This window comes from Burkholderia sp. 22088 (assembly GCF_052045915.1).
Classification (GTDB): Bacteria; Pseudomonadota; Gammaproteobacteria; order Burkholderiales; family Burkholderiaceae; genus Burkholderia; species Burkholderia cepacia.
The window spans coordinates 554,199-574,685 of the sequence record NZ_JBQEPY010000001.1 but is presented as its reverse complement, the minus strand read 5'-3'; the positions used below and the strand labels follow the sequence as shown (position 1 = coordinate 574,685).

21 protein-coding genes are annotated in these 20,487 nt (G+C 67.7%); 12 read left to right on the top strand and 9 right to left on the bottom strand.

What is annotated here, in order from left to right; genetic code table 11:
* Window positions 1–6: 6 nt before the first annotated feature.
* Window positions 7–1,212, top strand: a complete 1,206-nt coding sequence (locus tag ACTJLD_RS02835) for a glycosyltransferase (RefSeq protein ID WP_060372803.1) — start codon at window positions 7–9, stop codon at window positions 1,210–1,212.
* Here ACTJLD_RS02835 and ACTJLD_RS02830 read toward each other — a convergent pair.
* Window positions 1,169–1,858: a cephalosporin hydroxylase family protein gene (locus ACTJLD_RS02830; protein WP_027787287.1), complete on the bottom strand. Its 690-nt coding sequence runs from the start codon at window positions 1,856–1,858 to the stop codon at window positions 1,169–1,171. The two genes, ACTJLD_RS02835 and ACTJLD_RS02830, sit on opposite strands and share 44 nt — an antisense overlap.
* Between ACTJLD_RS02830 and ACTJLD_RS02825 the strand changes: the two genes are divergently transcribed.
* Window positions 1,857–2,843, top strand: coding sequence for a phosphotransferase (locus tag ACTJLD_RS02825; RefSeq protein ID WP_440657929.1), 987 nt, complete (start codon window positions 1,857–1,859; stop codon window positions 2,841–2,843). The genes ACTJLD_RS02830 and ACTJLD_RS02825 overlap by 2 nt on opposite strands.
* A gap of 18 nt (window positions 2,844–2,861) precedes the next feature.
* Here ACTJLD_RS02825 and ACTJLD_RS02820 read toward each other — a convergent pair whose 3' ends face one another.
* Entirely contained in the window at window positions 2,862–3,437 is a 576-nt protein-coding gene (locus ACTJLD_RS02820; RefSeq protein ID WP_060314112.1) for a polysaccharide deacetylase family protein, read from the bottom strand.
* 76 nt (window positions 3,438–3,513) lie between these two features.
* Window positions 3,514–4,062 carry a hypothetical protein gene (locus tag ACTJLD_RS02815; protein WP_440657958.1) on the bottom strand — a complete coding sequence of 183 codons (549 nt, stop codon included), beginning with the start codon at window positions 4,060–4,062 and terminating at the stop codon, window positions 3,514–3,516.
* A gap of 286 nt (window positions 4,063–4,348) precedes the next feature.
* Here ACTJLD_RS02815 and ACTJLD_RS02810 point away from each other — a divergent pair, with 286 nt between their 5' ends.
* Window positions 4,349–4,828, top strand: a complete 480-nt coding sequence (locus tag ACTJLD_RS02810) for a DUF2501 domain-containing protein (protein ID WP_021159760.1) — start codon at window positions 4,349–4,351, stop codon at window positions 4,826–4,828.
* 111 nt (window positions 4,829–4,939) lie between these two features.
* Here ACTJLD_RS02810 and ACTJLD_RS02805 read toward each other — a convergent pair whose 3' ends face one another.
* Window positions 4,940–5,305 carry a hypothetical protein gene (locus ACTJLD_RS02805; protein WP_027787292.1) on the bottom strand — a complete coding sequence of 122 codons (366 nt, stop codon included), beginning with the start codon at window positions 5,303–5,305 and terminating at the stop codon, window positions 4,940–4,942.
* 331 nt (window positions 5,306–5,636) lie between these two features.
* Window positions 5,637–6,398 carry a hypothetical protein gene (locus tag ACTJLD_RS02800; RefSeq protein ID WP_027787293.1) on the bottom strand — a complete coding sequence of 254 codons (762 nt, stop codon included), beginning with the start codon at window positions 6,396–6,398 and terminating at the stop codon, window positions 5,637–5,639.
* A gap of 124 nt (window positions 6,399–6,522) precedes the next feature.
* Between ACTJLD_RS02800 and ACTJLD_RS02795 the strand changes: the two genes are divergently transcribed.
* The 3 genes from ACTJLD_RS02795 to ACTJLD_RS02785 all read left to right on the top strand — a co-directional run bounded on the left by ACTJLD_RS02795 (window position 6,523) and on the right by ACTJLD_RS02785 (window position 9,978).
* Window positions 6,523–7,959, top strand: a complete 1,437-nt coding sequence (locus ACTJLD_RS02795; RefSeq protein WP_060174543.1) for an aldehyde dehydrogenase family protein — start codon at window positions 6,523–6,525, stop codon at window positions 7,957–7,959.
* Window positions 7,960–8,080: 121 nt separating this feature from the next.
* Entirely contained in the window at window positions 8,081–9,271 is a 1,191-nt protein-coding gene (locus tag ACTJLD_RS02790; RefSeq protein ID WP_027787295.1) for an NAD(P)H-dependent flavin oxidoreductase, read from the top strand.
* A gap of 65 nt (window positions 9,272–9,336) precedes the next feature.
* Window positions 9,337–9,978: an OmpW/AlkL family protein gene (locus ACTJLD_RS02785; RefSeq protein WP_027787296.1), complete on the top strand. Its 642-nt coding sequence runs from the start codon at window positions 9,337–9,339 to the stop codon at window positions 9,976–9,978.
* Between the two features lie 97 nt (window positions 9,979–10,075).
* Here ACTJLD_RS02785 and ACTJLD_RS02780 read toward each other — a convergent pair whose 3' ends face one another.
* Window positions 10,076–10,279, bottom strand: a complete 204-nt coding sequence (locus ACTJLD_RS02780; protein ID WP_021159754.1) for a DUF1289 domain-containing protein — start codon at window positions 10,277–10,279, stop codon at window positions 10,076–10,078.
* A gap of 421 nt (window positions 10,280–10,700) precedes the next feature.
* Between ACTJLD_RS02780 and ACTJLD_RS02775 the strand changes: the two genes are divergently transcribed.
* From ACTJLD_RS02775 to ACTJLD_RS02755, 5 genes are all read left to right on the top strand, one after another.
* Window positions 10,701–11,795, top strand: coding sequence for a polyamine ABC transporter substrate-binding protein (locus tag ACTJLD_RS02775; RefSeq protein WP_027787297.1), 1,095 nt, complete (start codon window positions 10,701–10,703; stop codon window positions 11,793–11,795).
* Between the two features lie 85 nt (window positions 11,796–11,880).
* Window positions 11,881–13,041: an ABC transporter ATP-binding protein gene (locus ACTJLD_RS02770; RefSeq protein WP_027787298.1), complete on the top strand. Its 1,161-nt coding sequence runs from the start codon at window positions 11,881–11,883 to the stop codon at window positions 13,039–13,041.
* Window positions 13,038–13,964, top strand: a complete 927-nt coding sequence (locus tag ACTJLD_RS02765) for an ABC transporter permease subunit (protein WP_027787299.1) — start codon at window positions 13,038–13,040, stop codon at window positions 13,962–13,964. The genes ACTJLD_RS02770 and ACTJLD_RS02765 overlap by 4 nt, the downstream gene beginning before the upstream one ends.
* Entirely contained in the window at window positions 13,961–14,782 is an 822-nt protein-coding gene (locus tag ACTJLD_RS02760) for an ABC transporter permease subunit (protein WP_027787300.1), read from the top strand. The genes ACTJLD_RS02765 and ACTJLD_RS02760 overlap by 4 nt, the downstream gene beginning before the upstream one ends.
* An 87-nt stretch (window positions 14,783–14,869) precedes the next feature.
* The gene (locus ACTJLD_RS02755; protein WP_440657925.1) at window positions 14,870–15,280 is read left to right on the top strand and encodes a hypothetical protein; all 411 of its coding nucleotides are present in this window, start codon (window positions 14,870–14,872) and stop codon (window positions 15,278–15,280) included.
* A gap of 149 nt (window positions 15,281–15,429) precedes the next feature.
* Here ACTJLD_RS02755 and ACTJLD_RS02750 read toward each other — a convergent pair whose 3' ends face one another.
* Genes ACTJLD_RS02750 through ACTJLD_RS02740 form a run of 3 tightly spaced genes read right to left on the bottom strand, consistent with a single transcriptional unit; the run spans window position 15,430 to window position 18,838 of the window.
* Window positions 15,430–16,236: a sulfite exporter TauE/SafE family protein gene (locus tag ACTJLD_RS02750; RefSeq protein ID WP_060314095.1), complete on the bottom strand. Its 807-nt coding sequence runs from the start codon at window positions 16,234–16,236 to the stop codon at window positions 15,430–15,432.
* An 18-nt stretch (window positions 16,237–16,254) separates the two neighbouring features.
* On the bottom strand, window positions 16,255–17,925 hold the full coding sequence (locus tag ACTJLD_RS02745) for a TIGR01244 family sulfur transferase (RefSeq protein WP_440657924.1): 1,671 nt from the start codon (window positions 17,923–17,925) through the stop codon (window positions 16,255–16,257).
* A gap of 28 nt (window positions 17,926–17,953) precedes the next feature.
* Window positions 17,954–18,838: an MBL fold metallo-hydrolase gene (locus ACTJLD_RS02740; protein WP_440657923.1), complete on the bottom strand. Its 885-nt coding sequence runs from the start codon at window positions 18,836–18,838 to the stop codon at window positions 17,954–17,956.
* A 261-nt stretch (window positions 18,839–19,099) separates the two neighbouring features.
* Here ACTJLD_RS02740 and ACTJLD_RS02735 point away from each other — a divergent pair, with 261 nt between their 5' ends.
* The gene (locus ACTJLD_RS02735) at window positions 19,100–20,482 is read left to right on the top strand and encodes a sigma-54 interaction domain-containing protein (RefSeq protein WP_027787305.1); all 1,383 of its coding nucleotides are present in this window, start codon (window positions 19,100–19,102) and stop codon (window positions 20,480–20,482) included.
* Window positions 20,483–20,487: the final 5 nt, after the last annotated feature.

Below are 20,487 nucleotides of genomic sequence, written 5' to 3'. Positions count from 1 at the left end.
CCGCTCATGAAACGCATCCTGTTCTGCGTGGTGCCCGAGAAAGGGCACGTCAATCCCTGCATCGGCCCGGCCCAGCATCTGCGCGCCGCCGGTTGCGACGTCGCGTTCTATGCGCCGGCCGACATCAGCGCCCAGCTCGACGGCGCCGGCGGCTTCGCGTTCGTCGGGCCGCGCGAGACACCCGAGCGTCACGACCTGTCGCGCGGCGCGAGCTTTGCCGCGAACATCCGCGACGCGGACTGGCTGCGGCACTGGATCCGCACGCTGCTGATCGACCTGGCGCCCGCACAGGTGGACGGCATCCGCGCGGTGCTGCGCGACTGGCGGCCCGACGTGGTCGTGATCGATCCGCTGCTCTATGCGGCTGCGATCGCCGCCGAGCTGGAGGGGCTGCCGTGGGTGGCGATGTCGAATTCGCTGAATCCGGTGCTGCCGGACGATCTCGACTCCGAATTGCTGCGCACGGTGCGATGGCTGGCGCCGGAACGCACCCGACTGTTCGCGCGCTACGGGCTCGATGCGCGCTTTCGCGGTTGCGACATCCTGTCGCCGCACCTGACGCTCGCGTTCACGACCGACGCGCTGGTCGGCGCGCCGCCGCCCGGTGTCGAACTGGTCGGCCCCGCGCTGCCGTCCGGCCCGCGTGGCGACGAGACGCCGTTCCCGTGGGAGCGCCTCGATGCCGATCGTCCGCTCGTCTACATGTCGCTCGGCAGCCAGCTTTATTACCATCCCGATGTGTTCGCGAAAGTCATCGAGGCGGCGCGCGCGACGCCGGCGCAACTGGTGTTGTCGGTGGGCGAGCTGGTCGATGCGGATCTGCTGCCGGCCGACGACGCGCGTGTCATCGCGGTGCGTTACGTGCCGCAACTGGCGCTGCTGCGACGCACGCACGCGTTCGTCAGCCATGGTGGCGCGAATTCGGTGATGGAGTCGCTCGCATGCGGCGTGCCGATGTTGCTGTCGCCGTTCTGCAACGACCAGTTTCATTCGGCGCACTTCGTCGAGCGGGCCGGCGCGGGGCGCGTGCTGGATCTGCAGCACGCCGGCGTGGCCGAGATTGCCGATGCGCTCGCGTGCCTGTTGCGCCCCGGTTCGTTGCGCGAGCAGGCGGCGCGGATTCGTGCGAGCTACGCGCGTGACGGCTCGGCGGAGGCCGCGCGCCTGATCAGCGAACTCGCTTCAGGAAACCGCCTGGCGACAGCGTCATGAGTACGCGGTCTTCGATGTCGTAGTCGACCTCGAACCGGTCGTCGCGGTCGAGATAGTCGCGCACGGCGGTGGCCGGGTTGTTGCCTTTGCCGTACGGCTTGCCGTCGAACATCGACGCGGGCAGGTATTCCATGACGGTATCCATCACGATCGCGTAGCTGCCCGGCGTCACGAGCGGCGCATAGCATTCGAGTTCGCGCAGCACGTGCGCGTGGGTATGCGTGAGGTCGAGGATCGCCATCACGCGCGCATCGTGCGGGATCTGCGCGCGTACCGATGCGAGCGTGTCGGCCGCGCACGATTCGCCTTCGATCAGCACCATGCGATCGGCGAGCCGATGCGACTGCAGGCGCTGCCTGACGTCGTCGCGCAGGCGCGGCTCGATCGCGACGACACGGCCGCGATCGCCGTTCAGCGCCAGCATCGACGCGGAGAACACGACGCCGCCGCCCGCCGCGATGCCGGTCTGCACGATGCAGTCGGGACGCTCGCGCCAGATCAGTTCCTGGAGCGCGAGCATGTCGCCGGGCAAGTGGAAGAAGCGCTCGCCGAGCCAGCGCGTCTGGAACAGGTGGTCGAATTCGGCGGCGCGCGTCAGCCATTCGATGTTGATGTCCCGCATGCGGGCCGAAGGACGCTCTGACATGGTCAATGCAACGAGTAGGAGTGACGTGAAAACGCTGGAACCGTGGCTTCACCGGTATTGGAACATCGGGCCTGCACGCATGCAGGCGCTGGCGTCGGGCCATACTAACAAAACGTATCTCGTCGAGTGCGATGCGGGACGCGCGGTGCTGCGCGTGTCGTGGTCCGGCAAGCCGGTCGGGCAGGTGGATCGCGAGGCGGCGATACTCGGTCATCTCGGTGATACGCGGACGGCGCCGATGCTGCCGGCGCTACCGCGCCTGCGGCCGACCGTCGACGCGCAATCCGGCGTGCGACTGCCTGACGGAAGCTGGCTGCATCTGTTCGAGCATATCGACGGCAGCCCCGGCCTGCCGGACGAAGCGGAGGCGGGCGCGATCGACGCGATGCGTGCGCTCGCGCATCTGCATGCGGCGCTGGCGGCGATACCCGTGACCGAATCGGCGCCGCTGGCCTGGCTGTCGGCGCGGCACGCACGCGTAACCGCGCGCGCCGCGCCGCCGTTGCCGGGGGACCTGAGCGACCACTACGGGACGATGATCCGTCGGATCGGCGCGCATCTCGACGCTGCCGCACGCTGGCTGACGGGGACGGTGCACTGGCTGCACGGCGACTATCACGCGGGCAACCTGCTGTACGTGGGGGGCGCCGTGAACGGCGTGCTCGATTTCGACGACGTCGGGCAGGGCGCGCAGTGGCTCGAAGCGGCGTTTGCGCTGTTTGCGCTGTCGCGCGATGCGGGCCGGGACGATCGCTTCGTATTCGACGCGCGCCGCTGGGACGCCGGCCTGCGGGCCTATGCGGCGACGCGGCCCGATGCCGTGCCTGACTGGATGCACGACCGCCGCGACGCGCTGATGGCCCTGTTCTGCGCGGACCAGACGCTGATTCACCTGGAAGCCGCGCAGCGCGGCCTGTGGGTGCCGGGGCCCGGCATCGGTTTTCTCGGCTGCTGGCGGCAGTTGCTGGATGGCGCTGCGCCCTGACGCCGGCCGGATGCCACGTCAGCGCGGCCGATTCAGGAACAGGCGCACGGCTTCGACCGTGTTGGGCCGCGCCTCGCCGTGCCGCGATCCGTCGTGCATGCAGAACAGCACGTCGCGCTGCCGTGCCGTGCTGGCGTCGACATGGGCGCACATCGCGTCGAACAGTGCCTGCGGCGACGGCGCCGGCCGCTGCCAGTCGTCGAGGATCGCGGTCCAGCCGGTATGTTCGCGTTGCAGCCGTGCGAGCACGCGGGCGCGACTGTCCCGCGGCATCAGTCCATAAGGCAGGCGCAGCGGGATTGCATCCGGCGCGGGCACACGGGCCTCGCGATAGGCATCGCGGATCAGCGCGTCGGTCGTCTCGATCTCGTCGATCAACGCGTCGTCCGACAGCGTGCCCGGTTTTGCGTGCGAACGGGTGTGATTGCCGAGCCGGTGGCCTTCGCGCGCCATGCGTGCGGCCACATCGAGCGCGCCTGCCAGATTCCGGCCGAGCAGGAAGAAGGTCGCGCGGCACGACGCGGCATGCAGGACGTCGAGCAGGAGGGGCGTCGACGGGCCGGGGCCGTCATCGAAACTGAGGCAAATGGGCATCGCAGGTGGGTGCGCCGTTCAAGGTGTACCGGGGGAACGATAGCGCAAGTCGCGGCGAGCGGCAGCCGTCGGCCGGCTACTCGCGCGGCTCGATGGCCAATGGACAGGTGCCGACCCGACGCAAGCGCGTACCGGTCCACTCGTAGAAGAACCGGGCAGCCTTCGCGTCGTTGTAGTCGCAATCGTCGTTGAAGCAGCCCGCGACGATCAGCAGCGTACTGCCGGGCCGGAAATCGACGCGCTCCTCGTCGTTGCCCGTCACGCCTGCGATGGCCTGTACGCCGGGCATCGTGTACGTCGCGCCCGTGTACTTGTCGACGATCGCGAAATTCCGGCAATCCGTTCCGCAACCCCAGGTCGCGACGCGGTAGTGGCCGGCAAAGTTGGCCGGTTGCGTGAATTCGTCGCGAATGACGGTGCGGTAGAGGCGGGCTTCCCGGGTGGTCAGGCGTGGTGCCGCGGCGGGCTTGCGCGGTGCGCTTGCGGCGGGTGCCGGATAGCGCTCGAACGATGGCGAAGGGCACGCGGCGGCGGCTGTGGCCGAGGCCGCGCCGGCTGTGCCTGCGCCGCAACCCAGCGCAGTCGCCACGCCGGCGAACAGCAGATATCGATGGGCAAGCGTCACGCGAGCGTCCTTCATGTTCGGGATCGAGATCGGGCCGGAGGGTCCGGGCGGCCGGCGACGACGATTCTATGACGCTTCGCGCGCGCAGGCGACCCGGACGGGCGATCGCGCGCGGATGCAAAACCGGCATGTCCGCACGCGGCTCGCCGTCAAGCTTTGTCAAATCGTGGCGATATCACGATGCCTGACGTTTCAGGCCGCCTCCGAAGGCTGTCATGCACGGGTTGATTGAGTATCCTTGGATTCGATTCGCGGTACTCACGCAGTCACAACCGGGAGGCTTCACATGAATGCACGTCTATACCGCGCGACCATTGCCGGTGCGCTGATCGGATTGCTCGCGCCGTTTTCGGTGGCGCATGCGCAGCTGGGCGATGTCCTGAAGCAGGTCGGCGGCGGGGGCGATTCAGGCGGCAGCGCGGGCGGTGCGCTCGGCAACCTCGGGGGCATCGGCGGCGCGTTGACGGGCGGTGGCGGTTCGTCGCTGATGCCGGGCAGCACCGGCAACGTCGCGGGCCTGCTGCAGTTCTGCATCCAGAACAACTATCTCGGCGGGGCATCCGGCGGTGCGTCGTCGGTGAAGGACGCGCTGATGGGCAAGCTCGGCGGCAACGCGTCGTCCGACAGCGGCTATACCAGCGGCGCGAGCGGTGTGCTCGACGCCGGCAATGGCAGCAAGCTCGACCTGAGCGGCGGCGGACTGAAGCAGCAGGTAACCAGGCAGATCTGCGACAAGGTGCTGACGCAGGCGAAATCGCTGCTGTAAGCGCGCCTCGCGATTCGGGGTGCGGTGCGCGACGTACCGCCCCTGTCAGTCTTTCAGGCTGACATTCCCGTCAACGACAGGAGCGCGGTGCCGCGCGTGCCGTCCCGATCGTCAATCGGCCAGCCGCTTGTCGGCGAGCGCCTTGCAGCAGTCTTCGTAGACCCATTGCACGAGTTTCGCCCGATAGTCGAGGTCGTCGGTATCGACGATTTCCTCGACCGCGTCGCGCGCCCACGACGCATCGACGAACCCGGCGTGCCGCTTGGCGATGTCCTGCGCGAGCGCCGCGAGCTTGGCGATCGCGAGCCAGTCGGCCTGACGGTGATGGCGGTCGAGCCAGCGGTGCGCGGCCTGGACCTGGAACGTGGCGTCCGGCCACGATTCGTTGAGGTAAAACGCGCCGAGGTTGCCGCAGGTGAGCCAGCAAAGCAGCTCGAGGCGGTCTTGCGAGCCGAGGGTATGGGGTGCGTCGGACATGGCAGCGCTCACGAAATACATGGATTCCGGGCGGCGCCGGTTGCAACGGGCCGGTGCCGATAGTAAAAACATAGCACGATGCGGGCCCGGCCGCGCACCCGGGCGGATGCTGACATGGCGGTGGCGAAACGGACGCCGCGCCGACGCGGATGGCCGACGGCGGAATGAGGGAGCGGCGGGAACGAAAAGTGCGCGAGCGTGTGAGGAACGACGCGGGAAGATGCGGCCGGGGAGTGACCGGGAAGCGACCAGGAAGCGGTCGCTTGCGCCGCAAAGCGGGCCCGTTGCCGGGCCCCCGCAGCCCGGCGCGCGGGCTGGCGGATGAGCGGGATCAGGTCGCCGTGTGCGTGGCGCGCGCGATCGAGCGGATGCTGCGCTCGACGCGGATCAGGATGATCAGCACCGCGAGCGACACGAACGAATACAGCGCGACGAGCGCGGCGACGCCGGCGAAGCGCGCGGTCTGGCCGTTCTCGGCGGCCGTTTCTTCGGCGGCCTTCTTCTCATTGTCGATCGCGGTCCGGCGTGCGTCGTAGCGCTCGGAGAAGTCGCGCATGACCGCCGACACGACGTCGGTGTACGCCTGCTCGCGCGCATATTCGTCGCCGTGCCCGGTGACTTTCTTCTTGACGCTGGCCGCGACATCCGCGCGTGACAGCACCTTGTCGAGATACGCGATCTGCTGCTCGTAGTACGCGACTTCCGGATGGTCGTCGTCGCCGAGCACGCGCTGGAACGACGGCTCGTACGCGTCGCGATCGACCGCGTAGTCCGGCGACAGGGCCGCCCGGCCGTGCTTCTGCACGATGCCCGACAGTTGCGTCGACAGGCGCAGCGCGGGCGACGCGTTGTCGTCCTTCGCTGCCGCGCCGCCGGCGGCCGGCGTGGCCTTGGCGGTTGCATCGTTCTCCCACGCGAACGATGCAGGATCGACCTGGATGGCCGAATCGACTTTCGGCGGTTTCGACAGGCGCGCATCGAGTGCGATCGCGCCGAATATGACCCCGCCGATCAGGACTGCGGTCGCGAACAACAGCACGATCACGCGCAATACCTGAAGATAGCCGCCCTCGATTTTGGTCAGGATGCTCAAGGCATTCTCCTTTCTTATGATGAATGAGGCGCCGAGGCTAAAGACCTTTCCAATAGCTGTCAATCGTCACACCGGCCGGCCGAAACGCTCGCTAGAATGTCGGCTTTCCTGGAGGCGGAAAACGATGAAAATCTACGACCAGTTCTATATCGACGGCGCGTGGCGCAAGCCGGCCGGCACCGGCACGATCGACGTGATCGACTCGGGCACCGAAGCCGTGATCGGCCGGATTCCGGAAGGCGTCGCGTCCGACGCGCAGGACGCGATCCGCGCGGCGCGCGCGGCCTTCGACGCGTGGGCGGCCACGCCGGCCTCGACGCGCGCGGGCTACCTGCGCAAGATCGTCGAGCATCTGCAGGCGCGCAGCGAGGAGCTCGCGCAGTCGATCACCGGCGAAGTCGGGATGCCGATCAAGCTGTCGCGCGCGATCCAGGTCGGCGGCCCGATCTACAACTGGAAGGCGTACGCGAAGCTTGCCGAGTCGTTCGAGTTCGAGGCACAGGTCGGCAACTCGCTCGTCGTGCGCGAGCCGGTGGGTGTCGTCGCGGCGATCACGCCATGGAACTACCCGCTCAACCAGGTGACGCTGAAGGTCGCACCGGCGCTCGCGGCCGGCTGCACGGTCGTCCTGAAGCCGTCCGAAGTCGCACCGCTCAACGCGTTCATGCTTGCCGAAGCGATTCACGAAGCGGGGCTGCCGGCCGGCGTATTCAACCTCGTGTGCGGCTACGGCCCCGTGGTCGGCGAGGTGCTGGCCACCGATCCGGACGTCGACATGGTGTCGTTTACGGGCTCGACGCGCGCCGGCAAGCGCGTCGCCGAGCTGGCGGCCGCGGGCGTCAAGCGCGTTGCGCTCGAGCTGGGCGGCAAGTCGGCGTCGGTGATCCTCGACGATGCCGATTTCGCGGCGGCGGTGAAGGGCACGGTCAACGCGTGCTACCTGAACGCGGGGCAGACCTGCTCGGCGCATACGCGCATGCTGGTGCCGGAAGCGCGCTACGACGAAGCGCGCGAGATCGCGAAGGCCGCGGCCGAATCGTACGTCGCGGGCGACCCGCGGCAGGATGCGACGCGTCTCGGCGCGCTTGCGTCGGCCGTGCAGCAGCAGCGCGTGCAGGACTACATCCAGCGCGGGATCGACGAAGGCGCGGAGCTCGTGACGGGCGGCACGGGCCTGCCGGAAGGGCTCACGAAGGGCTTCTTCGTGAAGCCGACCGTGTTCGGCCGCGTCGATCCGAAATCGACGATCGCGCAGGAAGAAATCTTCGGGCCGGTGCTGTCGATCATCACGTATCGCGATGAGGACGAGGCCGTGCGGATCGCGAACGATTCGCCGTACGGGCTCGGTGGCGCGGTGTGGGCCGGCAGCGACGAACGCGCGATGGGCATCGCACGCCGTATCCGCACCGGGCAGGTGGACATCAACGGCGGCACGTGGAACGGCGCCGCGCCGTTCGGCGGCTACAAGCAGTCGGGGCATGGCCGCGAGAACGGCGTGTACGGGCTCGAGGAATATCTCGAGTACAAGTCGATGCAGCTCAAGCCCGCGAAGCCTGCCTGAGCGCTTCGCGCCGCACGAACCGAAAACGGCACGCTGGTGCCGTTTTTTTATTGACGGTCGTCAAGGTGCGCGGCGGTGGATCGTCGATCATCGCGGTTCCGATGTTCCGACGAGGTTTCAGATGACCGTACGCACTTCCTTTCCGCCGCTGACGATCCGCGGCCGCACCTTGCTGCCTGTCGTGCAGGGCGGCATGGGCGTCGGCATCTCCGCGCACCGCCTGGCGGGCAGCGTCGCGCGCGAAGGCGCGGTCGGCACGATCGCGAGCATCGACCTGCGTCACCATCATGCGGACCTGCTCGCGCGTTGCCGCGCGCAACCCGATCGCGCGACGCTCGAGGCCGCGAACCTCGAGGCGCTCGCCCGCGAGATCCGTCTCGCGAAGACCTACAGCGAAGGACGCGGGATGATCGCGGTCAACGTGATGAAGGCCGTGAGCGCGCATGCGGACTACGTGCGGGTCGCATGCGACGAGGGCGCGGATGCGATCGTGATGGGGGCGGGCCTGCCGCTCGACCTGCCCGATCTCACGCAAGGACACGACATCGCGCTGATCCCGATCCTGTCGGACAGCCGCGGGATCGCGCTCGTGCTGAAGAAGTGGATGAAGAAGGGGCGCCTGCCCGACGCGATCGTGATCGAGCATCCGGCGCATGCGGGCGGCCATCTCGGCGTCACGCAGATCGACGACATGCACGACCGCCGTTTCGATTTCGCACGCGTGCTCGACGAGACCGCGCAGGTGATGGCGTCGCTTGGCATCGCACGCGAAACGATCCCGCTGATAGTTGCGGGCGGGATCAACAGTCACGACACGGTGCGCGCGGCGCTCGAGGCCGGCGCGAACGGCGTGCAGGTCGGCACGCCGTTCGCGGTGACGGAAGAGGGCGATGCGCATCCGCACTTCAAGCGCGTGCTGGCCGACGCGACGCCCGACGACATCGTCGAATTCGTCAGCGTGACCGGGCTGCCCGCACGCGCGGTGAAAACGCCGTGGCTCGATCGTTACCTGCGCAACGAGACGCGCATCCGCAACAAGCTCGGCGCGCTGAAGCAGCGCTGCCCGACCGCGCTCGAATGCCTGAGCGTATGCGGCTTGCGCGACGGCATCGAGAAGTTCGGCCATTTCTGCATCGACACACGGCTGGCGGCGGCGCTGCGCGGCGACGTCGCGAACGGGCTGTTCTTCCGCGGCCGCGAGGCGTTGCCGTTCGGCCGTGCGATTCGCAGCGTGCGCGACCTGCTCGACCTGCTGCTGACGGGCTGTGCGACCGAGCCTGCGGCAAACCGTCCCACGTTTACGCTGGCTTGACGGATATCAAGACGATGAAAAGACCCTACGAGGAAAATGGGAACCATTCTTTGGGGGTCCGTACCATGCATAAAACGATTCGAACTTGTGTCACCGCTGCCGCCGTTGCGGCCAGTTTCGCCGCGATGCCTTCGCTGTCGCACGCGGCCTCGCCGGGCGACGGCATCAACCAGGGCGACGTCCTGGTCCGGCTGCGTGCGATCAGCATCCAGCCGAACGAACGCGCGAGCGACACGCTGGGCGCGCTCAACGTCGGCGTGAACAACGCGATCGTGCCCGAGCTCGACTTCACGTACATGATCCGCGACTACCTCGGCGTCGAACTGATTCTCGGCACGTCGCGGCACCAGCTGACGTCGAGCCTCGGCAATCTCGGCGGCGTGGGCGTGCTGCCGCCGACGCTGCTGCTGCAGTATCACTTCAACCATGCCGGCAAGGTGCGTCCGTATTTCGGCGCGGGCGTGAACTACACGTACTTCTACAACAACGGGCTCAACGTCGGCGGGCAGGGCGTGTCGATCAACAAGAGCAGCTTCGGCCCGGCATTGCAGTTCGGCGTGGACGTGCAGTTGACGAAGAAGGTCTTCATGAACGTCGACGTGAAGAAGATCTGGATGAGCACCGATGCGACGCTCGGCGACAAGGGCATCGGCACGCTGCACATCGATCCGCTGATCGTCGGCGTGGGCGTCGGGATGAAGTTCTAGGCGCGGCGGGAAAGAAACAGAAACAGGAACAGAAACAGAACAGAGTTGGGGTTGGCGGCATGGCGGTCTGCATGCCGCTTTTTTTTGCGCGGCGGATTTACAGCTTGTCGTACTGGAAGCGCATCGCGGTGCCTTCGCGCTGGATGCGCTCCCATACCGCGCGCTTTTCGTCGTCGCTCAGGAACACCCAGTTCGACACTTCGGCCGCCGTGCGGCCGCAGCCCTTGCAGACTTCGTCGAAGAGGGTCGAGCACACGCCGATGCAGGGGCTGTCGGGCAGGTCGTGGAGATTGGAGGCCATCGGAGGGGTTCACGCAGTTGAATCGTCAGCCGCCATTTTAATGCATCGCGGCCGGTCGGTCGGACGGGCGCGGCCGGCATGCCGTACCGGTGCAGCGGCGTGACAGTACGGCCGGGTTCGGGCGCGGCCGCCGCACGGCTCGCGTCCGGCCGGCGAACGCGGTTTCGTCGCCGCCCGTCTTTCCCGGTGGACAGCCGCCGATTACCCGATAGAATTCCCCGGGAACGTCCCGCCGCACGGGCCGCCTGACCGGCCAGCAGCGGGATATCTGTTCCGTTTGCGCGACACCGGCATGATTTTTTTGTGACGGGGCGCGAATGATGGTAGTTTTCGGGGTTTTCGAGGGGCGGCGCGCCAGAATGCGCCGCCATGACGAGGCAGACGGCAGCCGGGCAACGTGTCCGGCCGGAGGGAGAACGGGATGAAAGCAAAGGTAGTGGGCCGGTTCGCAGCGCTCGCGCTGTGCGTGGGTGCATCGGCGGCAGCGGCGAAGGATACGCAGCTCAATGTCTATAACTGGTCGGACTACATTGCGAAGGACACGATCCCGAACTTCGAGAAGCAGACGGGCGTCAAGGTCCGCTACGACAACTACGACAGCGACGATACGCTGCAGGCGAAGCTGCTGACGGGCAGCTCGGGCTACGACATCGTCGTGCCGACCAGCAACTACGCGGGCAAGCAGATCGCCGCCGGCATCTTCGCGCCGCTCGACAAGTCGAAGCTGCCGAACCTCAAGTACCTCGATCCGCAGCTGATGGCGCTCGTCGCCGGCGCGGACCCGGGCAACAAGTTCTCGGTGCCCTGGGCGTACGGCACGACCGGTCTCGCGTACAACCTGACGAAGGCGCAGCAGGCGCTCGGCAAGGTGCCGCTCGACAACTGGGACATCCTGTTCAAGCCGGAAAACATCTCGAAGCTGAAGACCTGCGGCGTGTCGGTGCTCGACGCGCCCGACCAGATGTTCGCGGCGACGCTGCACTACATCGGCAAGGATCCGATGAGCACGAACCCGGCCGACTACAAGGCCGCGATGGAAGTGCTGAAGAAGATCCGCCCGTACATCACGCAATTCAACTCGTCGGGCTACATCAACGACCTGGTCGGCGGCGACATCTGCTTCGCGTTCGGCTGGTCGGGAGACGTCGTGATCGCGAAGCATCGCGCGATCGAGGCGAAGAAGTCATACAAGGTCGAGTACTACATTCCGAAGGGCGGCGCGCCGGTGTGGTTCGACGTGATGGCGATCCCGAAGGACGCGAAGAACAAGGAAGCCGCGCTGGAGTGGATCAACTACATCGAGGATCCGAAGGTGCACGCGGCGATCACGAACGCGGTGTACTACCCGAGCGCCAACGCCGAGGCCCGCAAGTACGTGCGGCCCGACGTCGCGAACGACCCGGCCGTCTATCCGCCGGCCGACGTCGTGAAGACGCTGTTCCTGCTCAAGCCGCTGCCGCCTGAAATCCAGCGTCTGCAGACGCGTCTGTGGACCGAGCTGAAGTCGGGCCGCTGACGCGAGCCGGCGTTCCCAGCAGTCATGAAGCCCCTGGTGCCCCCGGGGGCTTTGTTCGTTCAACGCAGGAGAGATGCAGCACATCATGAATAGCCAGTCGGGTGCGCCGGTCGCGGGCGCACCGTCCTCCGTTTCCTCCTCCGGCGCCGATGCGCGCGCCGAGAACTTTGTCCAGATCGTCGACGTCGTCAAGAAATTCGGCGACACCGAAGCCGTGCGCAGCGTCAACCTGACCGTGCGCCAGGGCGAGCTGTTCGCGCTGCTCGGCAGCTCGGGCTGCGGCAAGTCGACGTTGCTGCGGATGCTCGCGGGCCTCGAGACGGTCACGTCGGGCAAGATCCTGATCGACGGCGAGGACCTCGCGCAGATGCCGCCGTACAAGCGGCCCGTGAACATGATGTTCCAGTCGTATGCGTTGTTCCCGCACATGTCGGTCGAGTCGAACGTCGCGTTCGGCCTCAAGCAGGAAGGCACGCCGAAGGCCGAGCTGAAGGAGCGCGTGGCCGCGGCGCTCGAACTCGTGCAGATGACCAAGTACGCGAAGCGCAAGCCGCACCAGCTGTCGGGCGGCCAGCAGCAGCGCGTCGCGCTGGCCCGCTCGCTGGTCAAGCGCCCGAAGCTGCTGCTGCTCGACGAGCCGATGTCCGCGCTCGACAAGCAGATCCGCCAGCGCACGCAGATCGAGCTCGTCAACATCCTGAACAAGGTCGGCGTCACCTGCATCATGGTCACGCACGACCAGGAAGAAGCGATGACGATGGCCAATCGCCTCGCGGTGATGAGCGAAGGCCAGATCGTGCAGATCGGCTCGCCGAACGAAGTGTACGAATACCCGAACAGCCGCTTTTCGGCCGAATTCATCGGCTCGACGAACCTGTTCGAAGGCGTGACCGTCGAGGACGAACCCGACCACGTGTACATCGAATCGCCGGAGCTGCCGAGCCGGTTGTACGTGAGCCACGGGATCTCGGGCCCGCTCGGGATGCCGGTCACGGTGTCGGTGCGCCCCGAGCGGATCGCGCTCACGCGCAAGCCGCCCGAAGGCGCGTTCAACTGGGCGCGCGGCCGGATCGGCAACGTCGCGTACATGGGCGGCTATTCGCTGTATCACGTGAAGCTCGACGGCGGCAAGACGGTGATCGCGAACGTGTCGAGCCTCGCGATTTCGGAGCTCGACACGCCGTCGCTCGGCGACGAGATCTACGTGCGCTGGAGCGCGACTGCCGGCGTGGTGCTGACGTCATGACCTCGTTCAAGTCCATGCTCTCGTGGCCGGTGCGGCGCTTCAACCTGACGGGCGCCACGGCGGTCGTGGCCGGCCCGTTCACGTGGCTCGTGCTGTTCTTCCTCGTGCCGTTCGTGCTGGTCGTCAAGATCAGTTTCGCGGAGCTGCAGCTCGGCATCCCGCCGTACACGGAGCTTGCGTCGTACGCCGACGGCGTCGTGCACGTCGCGCTGAACCTGTCGCACTACGCGTTCCTGTTCACGGACAGCCTGTATTTCGCGACCTACGTGAACTCGGTGTGGGTGGCCGCGATCACGACGCTGCTGTGCCTGCTGATCGGCTATCCGATGGCGTACTACATCGCGCGCTCGAACCCGGCGACCCGCAACCTGCTGATGATGGGCGTGATGCTGCCGTTCTGGACGTCGTTCCTGATCCGCGTGTACGCGTGGATCGGCATCCTGAAGAACAACGGGCTGCTGAACAACTTCCTGATGTGGATCGGCCTCACGCATACGCCGATCGAGCTGTATCGCACCAACTACGCGGTGTACATCGGGATGGTGTATTCGTACCTGCCGTTCCTCGTGATGCCGCTGTACGCGCACCTGGTGAAGATGGACCTGCGTCTGCTCGAGGCCGCGTACGACCTCGGCGCGAAGCCGTGGAAGGCGTTCGTGCAGATCACGCTGCCGCTGTCGAAGAACGGGATCATCGCGGGCTGCCTGCTCGTGTTCATCCCGGCGGTGGGCGAGTACGTGATTCCCGAGCTGCTCGGCGGCGCGAACACGCTGATGATCGGCCGCGTGATGTGGAACGAGTTCTTCAACAACGCAGACTGGCCGATGGCGTCGGCCGTGACCTGCGCGATGGTGCTGCTGCTGCTCGTGCCGATGGCGATGTTCCAGCACTTCCAGGCGAAGGAGCAGGGAGGCCGTCGATGAAGCCGAATCGTTACCTGCAGTTCGCGGCGCTGTTTGCCGGCTTCGCGTTCCTGTACATCCCGATCATCAGCCTGATCGTCTATTCGTTCAACGAGTCGAAGCTCGTCACCGTGTGGTCGGGGTTCTCGTTCCGCTGGTACTCGGCGCTTGTCGAGGACGACGAGCTGCTGACGGCCGCGTGGCTGTCGCTGAAGATCGGCGTGCTGACCGCGTTCGCGTCGGTGATCATCGGCACCTGGGCCGGTTTCGTGCTCGCGCGGATGGGGCGTTTTCGCGGTTTCGCGCTGTTCAGCGGGATGATCAACGCGCCGCTCGTGATTCCCGAGGTGATCCAGGGGATCTCGCTGCTGCTGCTGTTCATCGAACTGGCGAAGTGGATCGGCTGGCCGGCCGAGCGCGGCATCTTCACGATCTGGCTCGGCCACGTGATGCTGTGCATCTCGTACGTCGCGATCATCGTGCAGTCGCGCGTGCGCGAGCTGAACCCGTCGCTGGAAGAGGCCGCGCTCGATCTCGGCGCGACGCCGCTGAAGGTGTTCTTCACGATCACGCTGCCGCTGATCTCGCAGGCGCTGATCGCGGGCTGGCTGCTGTCGTTCACGCTGTCGATCGACGACCTCGTGCTATCGGCGTTCCTGTCGGGCCCCGGCTCGACGACGCTGCCGCTCGTGGTGTTCTCGCGTGTGCGCCTCGGGCTGAACCCGGAGATGAACGCGCTCGCGACGCTGTTCATCGTCGCGGTGACGGCCGGCGTCGTGATCGCGAACTTCGTGATGCTGCGCCAGGAGCGCAAGCGGATGGCGGGGTTCGCGACCTGACGCCTGAATGGCGTCTGCCATGAACAACGCCCGGTGCCGACGACGAGTCGGGCCGGGCGTTTTGTCTGGCGCGACGGGAGAAAGGAATTGAAGATTTCAGAATTGCTTGGTGCAAGCCTGACTGCCGCGATCGTGGCAGGCTTGTTGATGGGCATTGTGTCCGTCAAGGATTTCGGAGAAGTTTCGATCTTTTTTTCCGCTGTGGCTTTCACGGTTGCATTTCCCGTGGCAATGCTGCTTTCGTATCCGGTCTATCGGGCCAGCACGCGGCTTCCTCGGAGGGCGGTATTGCCGATGCTGGTCATCGTGGGCGGTGCGGCTGGATTGACCGTTCTTGCGGTTCTGACACAGGCAGCCTGGCCGGACATCGCAGGGAACGGAGAAATGGCCCTGCTGTATGCGGCAATCGGAATGATGTGTGCGGTTTCGGCGCTGGGGTATGTCGAGCGATCCGGGATTGCCGGCAGGCTGCGCAAATGGCTCAAAAGGCCGAATTGACGGCCATCCAGCATCTGTCTTGACGACGGCGGGGCGTCGCGCCGTTGGCCGGTGGCGCCCGCGATAAAAAACGCCCGGTGTCGACGTCGAGTCGGCCGGGCGTTTTGTCTGGAGGCGCTGCGCGTCGATCGGCGCCGGTCGGTACGCGATTACGCGCCGAACGCCGCCTTCGCCAGCAGCCCGAGCGCGACGCACACGAGCACGGCCGCGAACCCGGCCTGTACGTGCCGCGCGGCGAGGTGTCTCGATGCGCCCCGACCGGCGGCCATGCCGAGTGCGGTCGCGACGGTGAACCATAGCGTCACGTCGAGCGGTGCACGTGTGCCCGACACGAGCGTCGCGAACACGCCGCCGGTGCCGACCAGCGCGATCACCATCAGCGATGTCGCGACCACCCCATGCATCGACACGTTCGTGAACTTGCGCAGCATCGGCACGATCACGAAGCCGCCGCCGACGCCGAGCAGCCCCGTCATCAGGCCCGTCATCGCGCCGGTCGACGCCAGCGCCACACCGACCGGCCAGGACCACACCAGCCGGCCCGTATCGGGATTCACGCGGCCGACGCACAGCGGCGACGCGTCGGCGTCGACCGCTGCATGCCGCAGTGCCTGCCGCAACAGGCGGCCGGCGACGACCAGCATCGTCAGTGCGAACAGCGCGAGCAGCAGGCGCTGCGGCAACACGTGCGCGAGCCGTACGCCGAGCGTGGTCAGCGGCACGCCGGCCGCCGCCATCAGCAATGCCGCGCGATAGCGCACGAGCCCGCGGCGGAAGCCTTCGAGCGCACCGAGCGCCGCGCTGCCGGCCACCGCGACGAGCGCGACGGGCGTGGCCTGCTGCATCGGCCAGCTCATGCCGACGACGAGCGCGGGCACCGCGAGGATGCCGCCGCCGGCGCCGGTCAGGCCGAGCACGGCGCCGACGAAACCGCCCAGTACGAGGGAAATCAGCATGACGTCATCGGGCTCCGGTCAACGCGCGATCGCGGGTTTCGCGAGCCATTCGCGGCCCTTGAGCATCGCCTTCCAGTAGAGCGGCGGCAGCACGCGTTCCTTGAGCAGCCACGCGAGCCGCGACGGGCGCTTGCCGTCGATCAGCCACGCGGGGAAGGTCGGCGCGACCTTGCCGCCGTACAGGAATTCGGCGAGCACGATCTTGCCGCGCTCGACGGTGAGCGGGCACGAGCCGTAGCCGTCGTATGCGGCGTCGCCGTGCGCGCGGCCGAGCGACACGAGCAGGTTGTGCGCGACGACGGGCGCCTGCTTGCGGGCGGCCGCGGCCGTTTTCGCATTGGTCGTGTTGGTGGCGTCGCCGAGCGCGTAGATGTCCGGGTACTGCCGGTGGCGCAGTGTCGCCGGATCGACGTCGATCCAGCCGGCCGCATCGGCGAGCGGGCTCGACCGCACGAAATCGGGCGCCTTCTGCGGCGGCACGACGTGGATCATGTCGAACGAGCGCACCACGGTTTCCTTGCCGCCGTCGGGCAGCGCGCGCGCGAACGTCGCCCGGCGTGCCGGGCCGTCGATCGAGACGAGGTTGTGGCCGAACGACAACGCGATGTCGTAGCTTTTCACGTACTCCATCAGCGCGGGTACGTAGTCGGCGACGCCGAACAGCGCGCCGCCCGCATTCAGGAACTCGACGTTCGCGGCCTCGAGGCGGCCCGCGCGCCGCCAGTGGTCGCACGACAGGTACATCGCTTTCTGCGGTGCGCCTGCGCACTTGATCGGCATCGGCGGCTGCGTGAAGAGCGCGTTGCCGCCGCGGAACGCGCGCACGAGTTCCCACGTGTACGGCGCCAGGTCGTAACGGTAGTTGGACGTGACGCCGTTGCGGCCGAGCGTGTCGGCGAGGCCTTCGATCGCGTGCCAGTCGAGCTTGAGCCCCGGGCACACGACGAGCTTGCGATAGCCGATGCGGCGGCAGCCGTCGAGCACGACCGCGTGCGCGTCGGGCTCGAAGCCCGCGACGGCGGCCTGGATCCGGTGCACGCCGCGCGGCAGCACGTCGGTGATCCGGCGTGCGGTGGTCTCGGGCCGGAACACGCCCGCGCCGACCATCGTCCAGCCCGGCTGGTAGTAGTGGACGTCGGCCGGATCGATCACCGCGATGTCGAGCGACGCGTCGCGCGCGAGCAGGCTCGACGCGACCGCGATGCCGGCCGCGCCCGCGCCGACGATCACGATGTCGTGCCGCGCGTCGACGGCCGGTGCCGCCTGCTTGCCGCCTGGCACGACACGCGACGCGAGCGCGTGCAGGTCGTAGCCGGCCGCGGCGGCCGTCGCGACGATGTCGTTCAGCGGGCGCAGGCCGGCTTGCGACAACGCCCACAGCGTGGCCGAACGCATGCCGCTGCGGCAGTACGCGAGCACCGGGCCGTCGATCGACGCGACGAGTGCGCCGAATTGCGCGGCCTGGTCGTCGGTCACCTTGCCCGTATCGACCGGCAGGTAAAGCACGTCGATGCCGAGCGGCGCGGCGGCCGCGCGGATCTCGGCGACGGTCGGCTGGTCGGGGCCTTCGCCGTCGGGGCGGTTGCAGATGATCGCGCGGATGCCGGCCGCGTGAAGCGCGGGCAGGTCGGCCGCCGCGATCTGCGGCGAGACCGACAGCGCGTCGGTCAGCTTGCGGATGGAGGTCATGTCGGGGTCTCGGTTGGGGCGCCGGCGCTCAGATCGCGTCGAGCGGGATCTTCAGGTAGCGCACGCCGTTGTCTTCGGGCTCGGGCAGGTGGCCGGCGCGCATGTTGACCTGCACGGACGGCAGCATCAGCACGGGCATGGCGAGCGTGGCGTCGCGCGTGGTACGCATCGCGACGAAATCGTCCTCGGTCACGCCGTCCTTCACGTGCACGTTCGCGCGGCGCTGCTCGGCCACGGTCGTCACGAACTGCACGTCGCGGCCGCCCGGCTGGTAGTCGTGGCACAGGTACAGGCGCGTGTCGGGCGGCAGGCCGAGCACGCGCGCGATCGAGCGGTACAGCGTGCGCGCGTCGCCGCCCGGGAAGTCGCAGCGGGCCGTGCCGTAGTCGGGCATGAACAGCGTGTCGCCGACGAATGCCGCGCGCTGCGTCGCGTCGTCGACGCAGTAGGTCATGCAGGCGGGCGTGTGGCCCGGCGTATGCAGCGCGCGGATCGTCAGCGTGCCGAGCGCGAGCGTGTCGCCGTCGTCGAGCAGCCGGTCGAACTGGCGGCCGTCCTGCGCGAAGCCGGGGCCCGCGTTGAACAGCGTGCCGAACACGTGCTGCACGCGGCGCACGTGCGCACCGATCGCGATCCGGCCGCCGACGTGTTCCTTCAGGTACGGCGCGGCCGACAGGTGGTCGGCGTGCACGTGGGTTTCCAGCAGCCAGTGCACGTCCGCGCCGAGTTCGGCGACGCGGGCGATCAGCCGGTCGGCGCTGGCGGTGCGCGTGCGGCCGGATGTCGGGTCGTAGTCGAGCACGCTGTCGATCAGCGCGCATGCGCGGCTCGCGGTATCGAGCACGAGATAGCTGACGGTGTGGGTCGCCGGGTCGAAAAAGCCTTCGACCGACAGCGTGGTGGCATTGCTCACGGGGTGTCCTTGATCGGGTTCTGCATCTGCAATCGCGATCTGTAACTCAAGAAGCGTGCCAGCCTGCGTCGCGGCACCGGCCGATCTGCCAGGGATTTGATTCGATTCGGGTTTTCGGCGCAGGCGCGGCGAAGCACGGGCGTCGCCGGCGTTCGGTTACCGCTGCCGACTGCCACTTCTGGCAGTGTCGTGGCAGAATTGGCAGTCCGTCTGGCAGTCCGCCCGCCAGTCCGTCAGGCATCTCCTTCACCGAGCGTCCGCATGAATCCGCACGACACCATCCCGATCGTCCCCGCGCCGCGCCCCGACGTCATGCCCGACGTGCGCGCGCTCGTCGCGTATCTCGAGCAGGATCCGCAGCCGATGATCGTCGTCGATCCCGATTACCGCATCCTCGCGGCGAACGATGCGTACCGGCGCCAGTTCGGCGTCGCGGGCGTCGAGCACGTGGGCCGGCACTGCTTCCAGGTGTCGCATCACTACGACGTGCCGTGCGACCAGGCCGGCGAGCATTGCCCGATGAAGCAGGCGCTCGAGTCGCGCGGGCTGAACCGCGTGCTGCACATCCATCACACGCCGCGCGGCCCCGAACACGTCGACGTCGAATTGCGGCCGATCTTCGATGCGCACGGCAACGTGATCGCGTACGTCGAGCGGCTGACCACGGTGCGCAGCGCATCCGCGCAGCCGAGTGCGGAAGGGCTCGTCGGCGGCGCCGACGCGTTCAATGCGGCGCTCGGCGCACTGCAGCGCGTCGCGCCGTCGATGCTGCCGGTGCTGCTGCTCGGCGAATCGGGCACCGGCAAGGAACTGTTCGCCCGCGCGCTGCACGAGGCGAGCGATCGCGCGATGGGGCCGTTCGTCGTCGTCGATTGCTCGGGGATCGCCGAGACGCTGTTCGAGAGCGAACTGTTCGGTTACGAGAAGGGCGCGTTCACGGGCGCGAACCAGCGCAAGCCGGGCCTCGTCGAGACCGCGCAGGGCGGCACGCTGTTTCTCGACGAGATCGGCGACGTCCCGCTGCCGATGCAGGTGAAGCTGCTGCGCCTGATCGAGTCGGGCACGTTCCGCCGCGTCGGCGGCGTCGAGGCGCTGCGCGCGGACTTCCGGCTGGTCGCGGCGACGCACAAGCCGCTGCGCGAGATGATCGACGACGGCCGGTTCCGGCAGGATCTCTACTACCGGATCAACGCGTTTCCGATTCCGCTGCCGGCGTTGCGCGAGCGGCGCGGGGACGTCGCGCTGCTGGCCGAATCGATCCTGCGGCGAATCGCGAACGCGCGCGCCGGCGCGGGCGAGACGGGCGCACGGCCGTTTGTCCTCACCGAACGCGCGCGCGCGTGTCTCGATGCCTATGCGTGGCCGGGCAATATCCGCGAGCTGCGCAACGTGCTCGAACGCGCGTGCCTGTTCGCGGACGACGGGACGATCCGGGTCGAACACTTGCCGGCCGAGCTGGTCGCCGCATCGGCGGCGCCGCAGGATCGCGCGGCCGATGCGCGCGGCGTGTCGGACGCGGAGCTCGTGCGCATCGCGCGCACGTTCGACGGCACGCGCAAGGCGCTCGCCGAGCAGGTCGGGATGAGCGAGCGGACGTTGTACCGGCGGATGAAGGCGCTCGGGCTCGGGGCGCGCGAGCGCTGAACGGG

Coding starts and splice junctions, on each gene's coding strand:
- ACTJLD_RS02835 (WP_060372803.1), top strand. CDS start 7: ATGAAACGCATCCTGTTCTGCGTGGTGCCCGAGAAAGGGCACGTCAAT.
- ACTJLD_RS02825 (WP_440657929.1), top strand. CDS start 1,857: ATGGTCAATGCAACGAGTAGGAGTGACGTGAAAACGCTGGAACCGTGG.
- ACTJLD_RS02830 (WP_027787287.1), bottom strand. CDS start 1,858: ATGTCAGAGCGTCCTTCGGCCCGCATGCGGGACATCAACATCGAATGG.
- ACTJLD_RS02820 (WP_060314112.1), bottom strand. CDS start 3,437: ATGCCCATTTGCCTCAGTTTCGATGACGGCCCCGGCCCGTCGACGCCC.
- ACTJLD_RS02810 (WP_021159760.1), top strand. CDS start 4,349: ATGAATGCACGTCTATACCGCGCGACCATTGCCGGTGCGCTGATCGGA.
- ACTJLD_RS02805 (WP_027787292.1), bottom strand. CDS start 5,305: ATGTCCGACGCACCCCATACCCTCGGCTCGCAAGACCGCCTCGAGCTG.
- ACTJLD_RS02795 (WP_060174543.1), top strand. CDS start 6,523: ATGAAAATCTACGACCAGTTCTATATCGACGGCGCGTGGCGCAAGCCG.
- ACTJLD_RS02790 (WP_027787295.1), top strand. CDS start 8,081: ATGACCGTACGCACTTCCTTTCCGCCGCTGACGATCCGCGGCCGCACC.
- ACTJLD_RS02785 (WP_027787296.1), top strand. CDS start 9,337: ATGCATAAAACGATTCGAACTTGTGTCACCGCTGCCGCCGTTGCGGCC.
- ACTJLD_RS02780 (WP_021159754.1), bottom strand. CDS start 10,279: ATGGCCTCCAATCTCCACGACCTGCCCGACAGCCCCTGCATCGGCGTG.
- ACTJLD_RS02775 (WP_027787297.1), top strand. CDS start 10,701: ATGAAAGCAAAGGTAGTGGGCCGGTTCGCAGCGCTCGCGCTGTGCGTG.
- ACTJLD_RS02770 (WP_027787298.1), top strand. CDS start 11,881: ATGAATAGCCAGTCGGGTGCGCCGGTCGCGGGCGCACCGTCCTCCGTT.
- ACTJLD_RS02765 (WP_027787299.1), top strand. CDS start 13,038: ATGACCTCGTTCAAGTCCATGCTCTCGTGGCCGGTGCGGCGCTTCAAC.
- ACTJLD_RS02760 (WP_027787300.1), top strand. CDS start 13,961: ATGAAGCCGAATCGTTACCTGCAGTTCGCGGCGCTGTTTGCCGGCTTC.
- ACTJLD_RS02750 (WP_060314095.1), bottom strand. CDS start 16,236: ATGCTGATTTCCCTCGTACTGGGCGGTTTCGTCGGCGCCGTGCTCGGC.
- ACTJLD_RS02745 (WP_440657924.1), bottom strand. CDS start 17,925: ATGACCTCCATCCGCAAGCTGACCGACGCGCTGTCGGTCTCGCCGCAG.
- ACTJLD_RS02735 (WP_027787305.1), top strand. CDS start 19,100: ATGAATCCGCACGACACCATCCCGATCGTCCCCGCGCCGCGCCCCGAC.